Origin of the sequence: Dethiosulfatarculus sandiegensis (assembly GCF_000931935.2) — a bacterium.
In the GTDB taxonomy this organism is placed as follows: Bacteria; Desulfobacterota; Desulfarculia; order Desulfarculales; family Desulfarculaceae; genus Dethiosulfatarculus; species Dethiosulfatarculus sandiegensis.
Genome location: NZ_AZAC01000002.1, coordinates 97,046 through 111,566 on the forward strand (window position 1 = coordinate 97,046; position 14,521 = coordinate 111,566).

12 protein-coding genes are annotated in these 14,521 nt (G+C 55.3%); 4 read left to right on the plus strand and 8 right to left on the minus strand.

Features of this window, described 5'->3' with window-relative positions:
- Positions 1-2 precede the first annotated feature (2 nt).
- Positions 3-1,313, plus strand: coding sequence for an amidohydrolase (locus X474_RS02110; protein ID WP_044346447.1), 1,311 nt, complete (start codon positions 3-5; stop codon positions 1,311-1,313).
- A 75-nt stretch (positions 1,314-1,388) separates the two neighbouring features.
- On the opposite strand, the gene X474_RS02115 is transcribed toward X474_RS02110, so the two are convergent.
- The 5 genes from X474_RS02115 to X474_RS02130 form a co-directional block, all read right to left on the minus strand.
- On the minus strand, positions 1,389-1,868 hold the full coding sequence (locus X474_RS02115) for a TIGR00725 family protein (protein ID WP_044346448.1): 480 nt from the start codon (positions 1,866-1,868) through the stop codon (positions 1,389-1,391).
- Entirely contained in the window at positions 1,856-2,470 is a 615-nt protein-coding gene (locus X474_RS02120; protein WP_044346626.1) for a protein-L-isoaspartate(D-aspartate) O-methyltransferase, read from the minus strand. Before X474_RS02120 ends, X474_RS02115 begins: the two co-directional genes overlap by 13 nt.
- A gap of 118 nt (positions 2,471-2,588) precedes the next feature.
- Positions 2,589-3,893 (minus strand): solute carrier family 23 protein, encoded by a 1,305-nt coding sequence (locus X474_RS02125; protein WP_044346449.1) that lies wholly within the window; start codon positions 3,891-3,893, stop codon positions 2,589-2,591.
- Positions 3,894-3,992: 99 nt separating this feature from the next.
- The gene (locus tag X474_RS25930; RefSeq protein WP_156360574.1) at positions 3,993-4,163 is read right to left on the minus strand and encodes a hypothetical protein; all 171 of its coding nucleotides are present in this window, start codon (positions 4,161-4,163) and stop codon (positions 3,993-3,995) included.
- Between the two features lie 132 nt (positions 4,164-4,295).
- Positions 4,296-8,330, minus strand: coding sequence for a coiled-coil domain-containing protein (locus X474_RS02130; RefSeq protein ID WP_044346450.1), 4,035 nt, complete (start codon positions 8,328-8,330; stop codon positions 4,296-4,298).
- Between the two features lie 50 nt (positions 8,331-8,380).
- Here X474_RS02130 and X474_RS02135 point away from each other — a divergent pair, with 50 nt between their 5' ends.
- Both X474_RS02135 and acs read left to right on the plus strand, forming a co-directional pair.
- Positions 8,381-8,995 (plus strand): hypothetical protein, encoded by a 615-nt coding sequence (locus X474_RS02135; RefSeq protein ID WP_156360575.1) that lies wholly within the window; start codon positions 8,381-8,383, stop codon positions 8,993-8,995.
- Between the two features lie 681 nt (positions 8,996-9,676).
- Positions 9,677-11,794, plus strand: a complete 2,118-nt coding sequence (gene acs, locus X474_RS02140; protein ID WP_044346627.1) for an acetate--CoA ligase alpha subunit — start codon at positions 9,677-9,679, stop codon at positions 11,792-11,794.
- Positions 11,795-11,920: 126 nt separating this feature from the next.
- On the opposite strand, the gene X474_RS02145 is transcribed toward acs, so the two are convergent.
- Together X474_RS02145 and X474_RS02150 are read right to left on the minus strand one after the other, a co-directional pair.
- Positions 11,921-12,439, minus strand: coding sequence for a TlpA family protein disulfide reductase (locus tag X474_RS02145; protein ID WP_044346452.1), 519 nt, complete (start codon positions 12,437-12,439; stop codon positions 11,921-11,923).
- Positions 12,440-12,567: 128 nt separating this feature from the next.
- The gene (locus X474_RS02150) at positions 12,568-13,203 is read right to left on the minus strand and encodes an MBL fold metallo-hydrolase (protein ID WP_044346453.1); all 636 of its coding nucleotides are present in this window, start codon (positions 13,201-13,203) and stop codon (positions 12,568-12,570) included.
- 219 nt (positions 13,204-13,422) lie between these two features.
- On the opposite strand from X474_RS02150, the gene X474_RS02155 reads away from it, so the two are divergent.
- A complete protein-coding gene (locus tag X474_RS02155) occupies positions 13,423-13,632 on the plus strand; it encodes a hypothetical protein (RefSeq protein ID WP_044346454.1) in 210 nt (69 codons plus the stop codon).
- Here the strand turns inward: X474_RS02155 and ccsB are convergent.
- Positions 13,589-14,410, minus strand: coding sequence for a c-type cytochrome biogenesis protein CcsB (gene ccsB / locus X474_RS02160; RefSeq protein ID WP_044346455.1), 822 nt, complete (start codon positions 14,408-14,410; stop codon positions 13,589-13,591). The genes X474_RS02155 and ccsB overlap by 44 nt on opposite strands.
- Positions 14,411-14,521 lie beyond the last annotated feature (111 nt).

Sequence of the window (14,521 nt, forward strand, 5' to 3'; positions counted from 1 at the left end):
TTATGACTGATAAATGTGACCTGGTGGTCAAGGGCGGTCCCTTGTGGGCCGCGCCGGATAAGTTCTGGCCCAGGGGCAGGGTGGAGATAAGCCAAGGCAAGGTTCTGTTCTGCGGTGGCGAGGACGAGTCCCGGACTGCGGGCCAAAGGGAGATAGACGCAGAGGGCGGGCTGATCATGCCAGGCCTGGTCAATGGGCACTGCCATGGCCCCATGGTGCTTTTCAGGGGATTGAGTGACGACCTGCCCCTGGAAAAATGGCTCTTTGAGGTGATGTTTCCGGCAGAAGCCAAATGGATCACAGATGAGACAACCCACCTCGGCACCCTTTTGGCCGCCTCTGAGATGCTCCTGGCCGGAGTTACCTGCGTGCAGGATTCCTATTTCTGCATGAACGGAGTGGCCAGGGCCTATCAAGAGGCTGGCATGAGGGCGGTTCTGGGGCATGCGGTGATTGACTTTCCGGCTCCCGGCATTTCCGATCCTTCCCGGAAAATCAAGATTGTGGGGGATTATGTCCGGGCCTGGCAAGGGGTGGACCCCTTGATAACGCCCGCGCTTTTTGCTCACAGCATCTACACCTGCTCGCCCGAAACCCTGGAGGCAGCGGCCGGGCTGGCGCAGGATGCGGGTTGCCTTTGGTTTACCCATCTTTCCGAAACCAGGGCCGAGGTGGAGCAGGTCCGGGAAAAGTACCACCTTTCACCGGTGAGGCATCTTGAGAAGTTGGGGCTTTTGAAATCCTTGAGCCTGGGAGCCCATGGAGTGTGGCTGGATAAAGGCGAGCTTGAACTTTTGGCTGAAAATCAGGTCGCCCTGGTGCATTGCCCGGAATCCAACCTTAAACTGGCCTCGGGACAGGCTCGGGTGGGTGACTGGCTTTCCTGCGGGATCACGGCAGGTCTCGGCACAGACGGCGCGGCCTCGAACAATGATTTGGATATGATCGGCGAGATAGGCACTGCCGCCCGCCTGGCCAAGCTCACCCATGCCGATCCGGCCGCCTTGAGCGCGGCTCAGGCCTGCGGCATGGCCATGAACGGCTCGGCCCGGGCCATGGGCCTGGGCGAGGTCTGCGGCTCTTTGTTGCCGGGATATGCGGCCGACCTGGTGATCTTGGATCATAAGGCCCCGCACTTAACCCCGAGCCACGATCCCGCCTCCACCTTGGCCTACCAGGCCAGGCGAAGTGATGTGCGTCAGGTTCTGGTAAACGGTCGTCAGGTGGTAAAGGACGGCGAGATTCTGACTGTGGATCTGCCTGAAGTCATGGCCAAGGTGAGGGAAATGGCCCAAAAGGTGGCCAAGGGATAAACTGTTGATAAAGTAAAATTTTTTATAGCAAGCCGCCGTGAAAACGGCGGCTTTGCTCTTTCCCCGGAGCCTGTTTTATTTTTCCACGGCGGCCAGGATTTTTTCCACGGCGTCTTCCGCGTCGGCGGCTCGGGTGACACCCGGGAAATCCCAGCTCATAAGGCTTACAACCGGTTTACCCTCTTTAAGGGCATGGCCGATCTCGCTTAGGGTTCCGCCCTTGCCGGTGATGGCAATGGCTCCCTTGCCGGAAAGAACCACCAAAAGGTTCCTGGCCTGGCCCATGCCTGTGGGTACAACCACCTTGCAATACGGGTTGGCATCTGCCGCATCAGTGCTCGGGATGATCCCCACGGTAAGGCCGCCGGCTTCACTGGCCCCTTGGCAAACGGCCCGCATGATTCCCTTTAAACCGCCGCAGACCACTCCCCAGCCCTTTTCAGCCAAAAGCCGCCCCACCTGACGGGCTGTTTCACAGGCCGCTTCATCTGCCCCGGCGGCCTCGCTGCCCGCTCCGATCACACTTATCAGGCGCGCTTTTGCTATCTTCTCCATCCGTATTCTCCAATCAAGTCCACAAAGCGACAGCCTCCCAGTTCTTCCTTGATCAGCTTGCCGCCTTTCCTGGTTATGCGCAAAAGAGTCTGTAAATGACGGTCACCCACCGGAATAACCAGTCTGCCGCCCTGGGCCAGTTGGGAGGTCAGGTCCTGGGGCAGAACCGGCGCTCCGGCGGTTACGATAATGGCGTCATAGGGGCCGTTTTCCGGCCAGCCCTTGGTGCCGTCACCCACAGTAAGGTTGACATTGAAAATTTTCAGTTTCTCCAGTACGGTCTGGGCCCTTCTGGAGAGTTCGGTTATGCGCTCAATGGAATAAACCCAGTCCACCAACTTGGCCAGAACAGCGGTCTGGTAGCCGGAGCCGGTGCCTATCTCCAGGACATTTTCATTGCCCAATAAACCCAGGGAATGGGTCATCAGGGCAACGATATAAGGCTGGCTTATGGTCTGCCCTTGGCCAATGTTCACGGGGTGATCACCATAGGCCTGGACAGCCAGGGCCTCGTCCACAAAGAAATGGCGGGGGATCTCCTTCATCACTTTAAGGAGTCTTTGGTCCTTTATTCCCCGACGGACTATCTGTTCTTCCACCATGCGTCTTCTGCGCACACTGTAATCATTTGCAATCAGACTCACCACAAAACCTCCCTGGCGCAAATAATACCAGGACTCGCTGAAAATGACGGGCCGGAGGAGACAGTATAAAATGTTTTTACCTTCTTTTTTTGTCACGAAAAATCAGGTGTTCCAGAAAAAGGGCCGAGACCAGGCCCACCACAAAACCATTGGCCAGAATCGGCCGCAGTGAAGGGGGCAGAGATTGCTTAATCTCAGGAGGCAGATAGGCCACCATAAGCCCCACCACCATGGCCAGGCCCACCACAACCCCCTCCCGCCATTTGGGCGGACCGTTGGATCCGGTGAGGATGTTTATGGCGGCAAAGACCGTACCTGCCATGAGGTAGAGCATAACCGCGCCCACCACAGGTTCGGGGGTGAGAGCAAACAAACTCAAGCCCACCGGGAAAAAGGCCATCAGGCAAAGGGCCAGGGCCACCGGTAAAAGGGGCCATTGGCTCTTGGCGCGGCTGGCCATGACCACAGCCGGACTCACTGAATAGGTTACAGGCCCGGGGACCCCCAAAAGGCCTGCCAGAATGCCTCCCAGACCACCGGTGACCAGCGCCCGGTTAAGACGGCCCGGCATGGCTGTGGCCCGGCAGACTTCGCCGGTGGCTTCTACCGCGGCCAGTTCATTGCTGATAAGAGCCAGGTAGCAGAGGCAAAAGGAAAGTATGACCGATGGGTCAAAAATGAGGCCGTGACCGGGCAGGGTCGGCAGGCCTGCCAGAGGAGCGGCCAGGATGGAGGGCAAAGGAGCATCTGAGAGGGGTGACAGGTGATAAAGAATTGAGCCCAGAATAACTCCCAATAAAAGGCTGGCCGAGGATAAAAGGCCTTTCAGGCGGTATTGCCCCCAGAGCATGGCGCAACACAAGGGAAAGCCAAAGGCAAAGGAGATCATGGGGCCGCCTTTGGTGGCCTGACTGAAGAGCTGATCCCGCATGGCCGGAGAAAGGGTGACTGCGATCAAGACCAGGGTGGAGGCCAGGATGGGGCGGGTGAAGAGCTTGCTGAGTCTGGCGGCCAGGCCGCTTAATCCCACCAGGGAAGTGAGCAGGGCTGCTGCTGCCATGGCTCCGTAAACCGCTCCCACTCCGCTTGAGAGGGTGCTCAAAATGCCGACCAGTAAAACAGCCGAAGGCCCCACCACTCCGGGCAGTTTATGGCCCTTGCTGATCTGCACTGCCTGGACCAGCCCCATAACCAACAGCAGGCGCTGTAAAAAAGAGACGCTCTCCTGTGAATCCAGGCCCTGGGCCGTGGCTATCACCTTGCCCAGGACCAGGATGCCGGGCATGATAACCACCAGCCATTGCAGGGACAAGACCAGCATCTCACCCGGCTTGGGCCATTGGTCCAAAGAGGCGAGGGCGCTTTTTTCTGTTTCAGCCAAATCAGGATTCTTTTTCCGGACGGGAGTGTGGCCTGACTTTCTAAAAGAAAGATAAGCCGAATCTTTTTTGAGATTCTCTTATCCATCCCCCCCTTTACTTTATTTTTTCTTTCCCGCCTGGGGCTGGCGGCAGGCCTTGTCCACCAGCTTTTCAATTGTTTCCTGGCAGGGAGCCCCCTGGGTTAAGAGGTCCTCGGCAATTGAGTCCCAGAGTTCGCCGGTGGTGTCCATCTCATTTTGCGGTTTTTGGTCTTTTGCATCCCGGTTCATCAAAGCTCCTCCACTGATGGGTCTTCCGGGTTTGATTCACCCAGACAGGTTTTTCCAGCCAAGGCTGGAAACCCTTTTTGTCCTAGCATGCTTGTTGGGGTTTGGTCAATCTGCAAAGACAGGCGGCTTCTCTCAAGTGTCTTTTTTAGAACGCATGAATTTGGAGAGCTGTTTCTGGCGCAGGGCCACCTGCTCGATATAGGCCTTGGAGCCGTTGTAGCGCAGCATGACCCGGTTGGAGTCTACTTTGCCTCTGAGGCTGAGGGCTGTTTTTTTGACGGCTCCGGCCATGAGCTCTCTGACATGAAAAGCCGCCATGTAGGTGGCCATGGTCAGATGTCTTTCCAGTTTTATGCCTGCGGGCGGGGCTACAAAACCGGCCTCTTTCATGGATATCCTGATGAGTTTTCTGGTGGGTTCAAATATCTGGAAGGGACTGGCCGAGCGGTTCTGGTCGCCTAGCACATTGGCATACCAGGTTTCCTGGTGGGCGATGGAGAGCAAAAAGGTGAGGGGAACCTCGAACCTTTTGGCCGCGCAATACATGTCAAAGGCCAGGTTGTTGGCATAGCGCTTGATATCGCCGGAAAAGACCATGCCCCTCTGGCGCAGAAATATCTTGAGCCTGCTTTCTATGTAGGGAACCATGCGCTTTAAAAAGGGCCCCAGCTTGAGTTGTTCCACGGAACTCAAGGGTGTGACCTTGCCGGAGATTTTTCCCGGCAGGGGCTGCAATTTCTTGAGGTTGGCTATGGCCCGTTCATTGGCCGCCAAGGCTCCCAGGGCCTCCTCCGGGCTGAACCCCAGGGAGCGGTACTCACGATAAAGGCGGTCCATGAAAAGATGCTGCCCTTTTTCCACCAGAGGCGTCAGGGTGGTCAGGTCGGCTGTGTTGGCCGGCAGCCCCTTTCGGGCCAGCTCTCTGAATATAAGTGGATGGCGCTCGGCCAGATTGTTGGCAATGGTCGTGATTTCGCCAAGTACATTGGCATCCACCACCTCCTGGCCCGCGTAAATAGCCCGGGCGCTGGTCATAAGCACCTTGGGGCTCAGGCCTGATTTGCCTGCGGTTTCATTAAGCAGGGTTTTGACCGCCGGAGGCAAAGGCGTGGCCTGGTCCTTGATCGGCAGAAGATCCAGGGTGAGTGATCCCCGGCCCAGGGGGCCGTCCAGAATACGGGTGCTGACCGGCACCTGGAACTGGGGGGCTTGGTCTATCTTCTGGACAATGGAGCGGGTCAGGGGCTTGGGCTCGGTAATGGGGGTCTCGCTTCTGGTGGCCTTGCTCGGCGCGCTGGGGGGAACCAGCACCAGGCTCGAGGTAAGGGCGGCTATCAAGGCCCAGTGGCCCAGGGTGGAGCGCCCTATGCGCCGCAAACTTTCCCTGGCCCGGCCCAGTCTGGTCACGGCCTGGTAGATCTGGTCGGGATCCAGGGGCGTAACCCTCACCCCAACCGCGGAATCGGCGAGCGGAGTGCGATTTACCAGACCTGAGACCTGGCTTAGTTGGCGCTTTAATTGGGCCGCCTCGGTGGCGAGCCGGTTCAGTTGCTCCCTCAGCCGGGCGGTTTGCTCCTCATGGGCCTGACCATTCAAGACCAGGGCCAGAGCCAGATCCTGGGCCAGATTCACCCAGCGCCCGGCCTCGCTCTCCGAAGCCGCCAGCTCAACAGCCAGGGCCTTGCCGCCCAAAAGGTCCAGGGCCTCCCTGGCCCGGGCCGATCTCTCCCTGGCCAGCTCTTTTAAACTCTCCTCCCGGGCTATCTCTGCCTGGATAAGGCTCTTCTTTGCCTCTTGCTGCTCTAACCTGGCCGCTTCAAGCTCGGCCCTGGTCTGGGCCAGGAGATCATCCTGCTCAGCGGAATAGGTGCGCAGATAATCAAGTTCCTTTAGCTCCTGGTTGGCATGGCGCAGATTGTGATGCTTTTCCAACAGCTTGGACTTAAGAGCCTTGGAAAGTCGGCGGCTTTGGTCCAGTCGGTCAGCCAGATCCTCGGCCAGGCGGCCCGCCCTTGAAAGGCGCTCCTCCAGGTCACGGGAAAGAGCCTGGTTTTCCGAAAGCCGCGATGCGGTTTGGCTATAGTCGGTCTCTACGGATTTAAGTCTCTGGTCCAGATATTTGGCCCTTTGGCCGGTGGAGACCAGTTTTTCCTGCAAACGTTCGGTGAGCTCAAGATTCTGGTTCAGGGCGGTCGATGTCTGCCTGTGTTTTTCTGTGAGGTTTTTGACCTGCGCCTGGTATTGCCTTAAATCCTGTTCCTGGTTTTGGGCAAGGCTGCGAGTCCTGGTAAGCTCCTGGTGGGCCTTTTCCGCCTGGCCGGTCTTTTCGGTTAACTGGCGGGAAAGCCGGAGGGATTCTTCTTCTTTATGCCGCTTTTCCTTCTCCAGCCTGGTTTTTTCCAGGCTTACCTGATTCAGGTCTGTATCCAGCTTTCTGGTTTTTTCCTGAAGAGGCTGGATGATGGCCCGCATCATTTCTCCGCTGGTTGTTTCCCACCAGCGGCGGGCCGTGTCCAGGGCGGCCTCCAGTTCCTCCAGTAATATGTTTTTTCCACTTAAACGGCGTAAGGCGGCCGAGTGGGGTTTTAAGGCAAGGGGGGTCTTGGCCAGGTTGCCGCCCCTGGGCTGGGGGATGCGTTCGGCCAGCTCTCGGGCATGTTCTTCAAGGCTGCCGGATCTTGTGTTAAGGGAGGATATCTTCTGGATAATTCCTGCCAGACTCGGCAACAGTTCCCTTAAAAACAGCGGCTTCAAGGCCGTCAGCGCCTGGCCTGCCTGCCCGGCCAAGAGATCGGCAACCTCGGCGGTGGAGGCGCTTTCCTGCTTCAGCTCTTCCACCATGGCCCTGGCCTGGTCAAGTTGAGCCCTTTCCTCCTTGCCGGACTGACGCCAGGTTTTTTGCCAGTTGCGCCCACGTTCCAGGTTGCGGGAAAGGCGAAGCCTCAGTTGGTCCAGATCCCTTTGAGTCTCCCTGGCCTGAGGCAAAAGCCTCTCCATCCTGGCCATGAGAGTGGAGAGAAGAGCGGTATATTGATTTCTGTCAGGTGTTTCGGAAACTGCATCCTGGAGATTGGCCAGAAGTTCGGTAAGCTCGTCGGTTTGTTTATTTATCTCCTTGTTCAGCTTGCGCTGGGTCTTCAGCAGCTCCGGCACCAGGTCTGTATCGCTTTTTAGGTGGGCTCCCAGCCTGAGGAGAAGGTTATGCAGCCGATCAAGCCTTTGAAAGGCCAAGTCTCCTGCCTGAATACAGTTTTCCAGGCCGTTTAAGGGCGAAAGGGTCGGTTCCGGCTCCGCGTGGGTGATAAAGGGCGCCAGTTCCAGGCTTAAGCGGTTGACCAGTCTGCCGTGAGTGGTTTTAAACCGGTTTATGGCATCCAGCTTTATTTGATGAGGCTTGAGTCGGGCTGTTTTTTGGGCACGGTCTTTTTCTTCCTGCCCGATCCTGGCCGAAAGTTTTTTTTGCCTGACTCTTATATCAAAAACCAGAGATTCGGCCTTTTCCCGGTCCCGCCGGGCATGGTCCAGATCTCGCCTGATTTGGGTAAGATTGAATTTGATTGTTTTTTGCCGCTCGTTATGCTGGGCGGCTTTTTGGATCAGGGTTTTTTGCCGGCTGGTGGCCTGTTTTATGGCAGCGGATTTCACCTCCGCGCCCGAGGCGTCCATGAAACCTGTAAGTCCCTTGGGGCGAAGGCCCTTGAGCCATTGGTCCAGGGCTTGCTTTTCAAAGATCAGTTTGGCTTGTGTCTTTTGGCTTAAAAGCGCCTGGTTGCGGCAGGATTCCAACTCATCGGCCAGGCCCTTCAGCCTTTTTTCTGCTTGGGCGAGTTTTTCACGCGCCTGATTCAGCTCCCCCTGAAGCCCGGACTGATCCTTATCCGCCTTGAGTTCGGCCTTTTGGATTTCAACTTGGCTGTCTGATATTTTTTGGGCCAGATCACTGGCTTGTTTATTAAACAGGCCCTGATCCAGAGTCGGGGATTCGCAGAGGTTCAGGTCCGGCCAGAGCTTTTCCACCCAGGATTCAAGGCTCAAACCCTGCACCCTGACAGACGCAAGGTCGGCGCGGGAGCTGTTCCCGGAGAATTCCGGGAAATTGCCCAGCCGACTTGCGAAGGCCTCGCTCTCTTGGACGAGATGGTTTATGCTGCTTTTTATCTGCTGCATGTGAATATAATTATCCATTATCTGAGCATGTTAGAAAGGATACCATGAAAATGGCCTCAGAGGTAAGGTTTGTGGATTGCCCAAACAGTGTATCGCAAAAATCAGCCCTTTTATTATTCATCGTGAACTTGTCAAGATTACATAAGATTTTAATTTATTTTGGTTTGACGGAATTCTTCGAATTGAGTCCGCGAAAAAAAAGGCCTAGCGGTTCTTGTTCTTGCCGGAGATTTACAGGTTATCGGAAGACGGTTATTGGGCCGGTTTGTTTGGCTTTAAGTATCTCGCTTCTGCTTGCATTATGTTTTTCCAATTCGGTTTGGGCAAAGCAGGGCTTCATTATTAATCCTGTAGAAAAAACGGAACAACTGCGTCTTTTGTCAGCCGACGCCTGGCCTCATTTGGAGAATTCCGAACAGGGCAACCTGTTAAAAATTTCCTATTTAAGAGGCGTGATCGATGCCCTGCAATATGCCCGGGTAGCCCCAAAAACCACAGAGAAATCCCTGGAAAAGTTAAAGGGATTAACTCTTCAGCAATTGGCCCATAAATTAGATAATTTTTATTCTGAAAATCCTATGAAGAAAGATATTCCCCCTGCGGCAGTGATTGTGCTTTACCTGACGGGAAAAACACGCTCCGATGCGGCAAACCTGCCGCAATAGGGTCTTAAAAAACACCTATCTCTACTAAGACCAGATGTTAAAACTGGGATATTGCAGCAAAAAAAAACCAGGAACCCCCCTTGGTTTGTGGAAAAAATCATAGGGGGGTGTAAATTAGCGAGTAACAGTATGGAATAGCGCTAAGGCGCACTGCAAGGGGTTTTCGTCCTGGAAACCAACCTTGCAGGAGTATGGTGACAATTAAATAACGACACTTAAGCAGAGCCTTGAAAGTGGTTTGTTGGCTAATATCAGGTTTTGAAAAGCAGTCATTTTGTTTTTTTTACCTTCACGCCCAGTCAAAGGAGATAAAAGCCTCTTACCGTATATTTTCCCATCTTTTACAAATGCGTAAGCATTCATCCAAAACAATTCAGTTGCGGGAATTGGACGGTACTATACGTCTTTTCTTTTGGAACAACCGCCAAAGGTCAAGAACGAGCAGATCCAAGTTTGCCCGTCTTCGCATTTTTTGGGCTTATTGGGGAAAAACGCAAGGTCCTGCTGTTTCGTTAAAGGTAGAACAGCCAGATTAATCCGGAACGTTACTCCGGTTATATGCTCCTGGCCTGGACTTTTCAGGTTGAGCGCGCGGCACTATAGAGGAAAAGGAATTTTATCCCGCAAAAGGCCCTTTTGGGTTGGGGCCCAAGCAAGAACAAACACACCTGCGAGGAAAACATGTTAAAAGGAATTGAAAGCATAGTCAGCCCCAAGTCCATTGCGGTGGTAGGGGCTACCAACCGTCCCGGCAGTGTGGGACAGTCTGTATTCAGCAATCTTATTACCGGGGGTTACCAGGGCGTACTCTACCCTGTTAACCCGAAATCCCCTTCGATAATGGGCGTAAAAGCCTATAAATCCCTGTTGGATATCCCTGACCAGGTGGAAATGGTCGTGATGGTCATCCCCGCCGGCGCCGTCATTCCCACCATGGAGCAGGCCGCGGAAAAAGGCGCCACGGGCGCCGTGGTCATCACTGCCGGCTTTAAAGAGATCGGCGGCGAAGGCGTGCAGATGGAAAAGGATCTGGCCAGGGTCGCCAAGGAAAAGGGCATCCGCCTGGTGGGCCCCAACTGCCTGGGCGTGATGAACACCAATCCCGCAGTGAGCATGAACGCCAGTTTCTCCAACCAGATCCCCAAGAAAGGCAACATAGCCTTTATCTCCCAGTCCGGCGCCCTGTGCACCTCGGTTCTGGACGTGGCCGCGGGCCGCAACATCGGCTTCTCCAAGTTCATCAGCTTTGGCAACAAGGCCGACGTCACTGAGTGCGACCTTTTAGAATACCTGCGCGACGACGACGACACCCAGGTCATCCTCATGTACCTGGAAGACATCAGCGACGGTCAGCGCTTTATCGAGATTTCCAGGGAGATCGCCTGGAAAGCCAAGAAACCCATGCTGGCCCTTAAGAGCGGCACCTCCCCCGAGGGCGCCAAGGCCGCCAGCAGCCACACCGGCTCCCTGGCCGGTTCCGAGGCCGCCTATGACGCGGTCTTCATGCAGAGCGGCATCCAGCGCGTTGAGGGTATTGGCGAGCTGTTCCATTATGCCCAGGCCTTCAGCGCCCAGACTCCGCCCAAGGGCAAAAGGATCGCCATCGTGACCAACGCCGGCGGCCCCGGCATCATGGCCACCGACGCGGCCGTGCGCCACGGCCTTCAGCTGGCCCAGTTCTCTGACGAAACCAAGAAAAGGCTGGCCGAGCACCTGCCCCCCACCGCTTCCTTGAACAACCCGGTGGACGTTATCGGTGACGCCACCCACGAGCGTTACAAGGCTGCCGTGGCCGACGTGCTGGAAGACGACAATGTGGACGGCGCAATCGTGATCCTGACTCCCCAGGCCATGACCGATATCCTCGAAACCGCCGAGATCGTGCCTGCGGTGGCCAAGAACACCGACAAGCCGGTGCTTTGCTCCTTCATGGGTATCGTGGATGTGAGCGAAGGTGCGGAATATCTGCAGAAAAACGGCATTCCCAACTACATCTTCCCCGAAGCCGCGGTCCGCTCCATGGCGGCCATGGCCAACTGGAGAGCCAAGCTGGAGGCCGAGGGCCGCAAGAGCAAGCACGTGCAGGCCAACTGCGAGCTGGGTCACAACATGATCATGGACTCCATGGGCAAAGAAGAAGAGCATGTGATGCACCAGCACGAGGCCAACACCCTGCTCTCCTGCTACGGCCTGCCGATCTTGAAGAACAAGCTGGCCAAAGACGAGTCCGAGCTGGAAAAAGCCGCCAAGGAAGTGGGCTTCCCGCTGGTCATGAAGATTGTTTCTCCCCAGATCATTCACAAATCCGATGCCGGCGGCGTGAAGGTGGGGATCAACAACCTGGAAGAGGCCAAGGCCGCTTATGCCGAGATCCTGGCCAACGCCAAGAATTACAACCCCGATGCCGAGATTCAGGGTGTCTACATGGAGCAGATGGCCGGTAAGGGCGTCGAGGTTATCATCGGCGGTTCCCGCGACCAGATGGGCCCCATCGTGATGTTCGGCCTGGGCGGCACCCTGGTGGAGGTCTTCAAGGACGTTTCCTTCCGCCTGGCCCCCATGTGGGAATCCAGCGCCGAAGCCATGATCAAGGGCGTGAAGTCCTACAAGATCCTGGAAGGCGTGCGCGGCAACCCCCGTTCCGATATTGCCGCTGTGAAAGACTGCATCCTGAGGGTTTCCCAGATGCTGGCTGAAAACCCGGAGATCAACGAGTTGGATATCAACCCCTTGATCGTCTACCCCGAAGGCAAGGGCTGCGCTGTGGCCGACTGCCGCGTGATGCTGAAAAAGAAATAATAATTCCTTAGAAGGTTACAGACACTACCCGGAATTGTCACAGGTTCCGGGTGGTTACGGCATATAAAAACCGGCCGCCTTTTCTGTGCAAAAGGCGGCCGGTTTTTTTGGTTCAGTCAAGTTGGATTAAAATGCCTGGATAATGGCCTCTTTCAGCTTATCCATATCGGCTTCGACCTCCTGGGCATGTATCATCTTGCCCCGGCGGTCCAAGACCAGGATGCTGGGAGTGGCCACCAGATCAAAGGCATCGGCCAGGGGCATGGTGTCTCTGGGTCCGTTATCCAGAAGCAAAGGCTGGGGAATTCCGTAGAATTCTGCCATCTTAAGGGCTGCGCCTTTCATCTCCGGCCCGTCTGCATTGACCATGATCAAGGTGAAGGGATTGCCGGTGAGCTGTTTGGCCAGGTTAAGCATCTTGGGCATCTCCACCCGACAATGGGGGCAGGAAACAGACCAGTAGACAATCAGGCTCACCTTGTCTTTGGTAAGTTCAATTAAGTTGTGGGTCTGCCCCTCGGTGTCCGGCAATGATATTTCGGGAAGGGCTTTTCCCTCCTTGACCAGGGCCTGGGCGTTTTGCCCCCGGATTCCGCAAAAAGTCAGCAGACAAATTCCAAGTGTTAAAATCAGCAGTTTTTTCATGTCGGTCCCTTAGGGGGGTGTGTTTGTTATGGCTCCCGCAAAAGGCAGGGGTTATGAAGAGATTTTAGCAAAACCAGCTTTCTTGGCCAAGCCCGAGGCTTTTGATTAAAACCTCGGGCTTTATCGCTTTAGCGAAGGAACGGGTTGGTTTGCCTCTCGGCGGCCACTGTGGATTTGGGGTAAGGGCCGTAGTTATGTCCCGGCCATACCACTGTTTCATCCGGCAGGGTGAGGATGTTTTCCTGAATGGATTTGAACATCTGGTCAAAGGAGCCGCCGGGCAGGTCTGTTCTGCCCACCGCGCCCACAAAAAGGGTGTCGCCGGTGAATACATGGCCAGGCGTGAAAAAACACACACAGCCGGGGGTGTGGCCGGGAGTGTGGATCACCTTCAGCTTTACTTCTTCCCCGACCTCGATAAAGTCGTTGTGTTTAAAGGTCTCGTCCGCCTCCGGGGTGACTTCGGCTCCCAGCATGCGGGTGAATTCGGCGTTATGCGCACTTTGCAGGTTGGGCGCGTCTGCCTCGTGAACCAAAATGGGCGCATTGGTGAGTTTTTTCATCAGTGCGTTGCCGCAGGTGTGGTCCGCATGGCCATGGGTGTTTAAGATTTTGACTATGGTCAGCCCCTCGTCTTTGGCCTTGGCCGTGATCTGTTCTTCATTGCCTGCCGGGTCTATGACCACGGCCTTGCCGGTTTTCTCACAGCCGATCAGGTAAGCGTAGACAGCCATTTGGCCAACCAACATCTGGATAATCTTCATTTGGCGTCTCCCCCAAAACATTTGAGATTTATAAAGGGCTTAGCCGGGCCTGAGAAGGCCCATTAACCGAGGTTCTCTACTCCTAACAGAGCCTTTGTTTCGAGTCAACCGGGGAAAAGGGCGGGCCTTTTAGTTTTTTTACTTAAGGGCCGGCTTGAAAACACCGATTATTTAACTAAGGCTTTTAAATTCCAATCAATGCACCAAAAGAGGCTTGAAATGACCTGGGCTGCAAATCCAAAAAGGGAAATTCTGGCCGGCCTGATGTGTTCAAGGCTGTATTTCAGCCTGCCTGTACGCCAGAGGCTGGCTCTTTTAAAGCGTTATAGCAAGGTGGTGAAAAGTCCTGCCGCCCTTTGCAAGGCCCCGGTCTGTCATCTGCCCCTTAACCGGTGGCATATGAATGCAGGCCGGAAAGAAGAAGATTGACCCCAAAGTAGGTGAACAGAACCACGCAGAACCCCACTATGGAAAAGACAGCCAGCCTTTTTCCCTGCCAGCCCTTCATGAATCTGGAATGCAGCATGGCCGCATAAAAGAGCCAGGTTATCAAGGACCAGGTCTCCTTGGGGTCCCAGGACCAATAGGAGCCCCAGGCCGAGTTGGCCCAGATGGAGCCTGTGACAATGCCCGCAGTGAGCATTATAAAGCCCAGAACCACGGTCTGGTGGATCAGGTCGTCCAAGAGAAGCGCCTTGGGCGTATTTGGGTTTTTTTGCTGACCGGTCATGAAAAACATCACCGCAATGGCAAAGGAAATGCCAAAGGCGGCATAGCCCAGGAAACAGGTGATTACATGGGCTATGAGCCAGTTTGATTTAAGGGCCGGTAAAAGCGGCTTAATGGTGGGGTCCAGCTTAAGTGCATATAGCATGGCGAAAAAGGCAAGCGGCATGGCAAAGGCCCCCAGGCGCTTCATGCCGGTCCGCCATTCTATGACCAGATAGATCAGGGTCAGGGTCCATCCAAAAAATACCAGTGATTCGAAGAGGTCTGAGAAAGGTGCGTGCCCTACGCCAAGGTCATGGGATGCCAGCCAGCGTGTGGCTATGGCCACAGTGTGGGCCAGGAAGATGATCCAGGCCAGGGCTGTGGCGGTTTTGCCCAGTGTTTCTCTTTTCATGACCAAGTAGCAAAGGTAAATCACCGCTGCGCCCAGATAGGCGAAGGTCACCGGCGCGAGCAGTTGGTAACTGATAGTTTCCACGTGGGCAAATCTCCTATTGATCTTAACGGGCCCTTCTGCCCTTGGAGCGGAAAGAGCCGTGTTTCAGCTTAGTTGGTTAATTCGACAACCGGCGGCAGCCTGTCTGGAAAA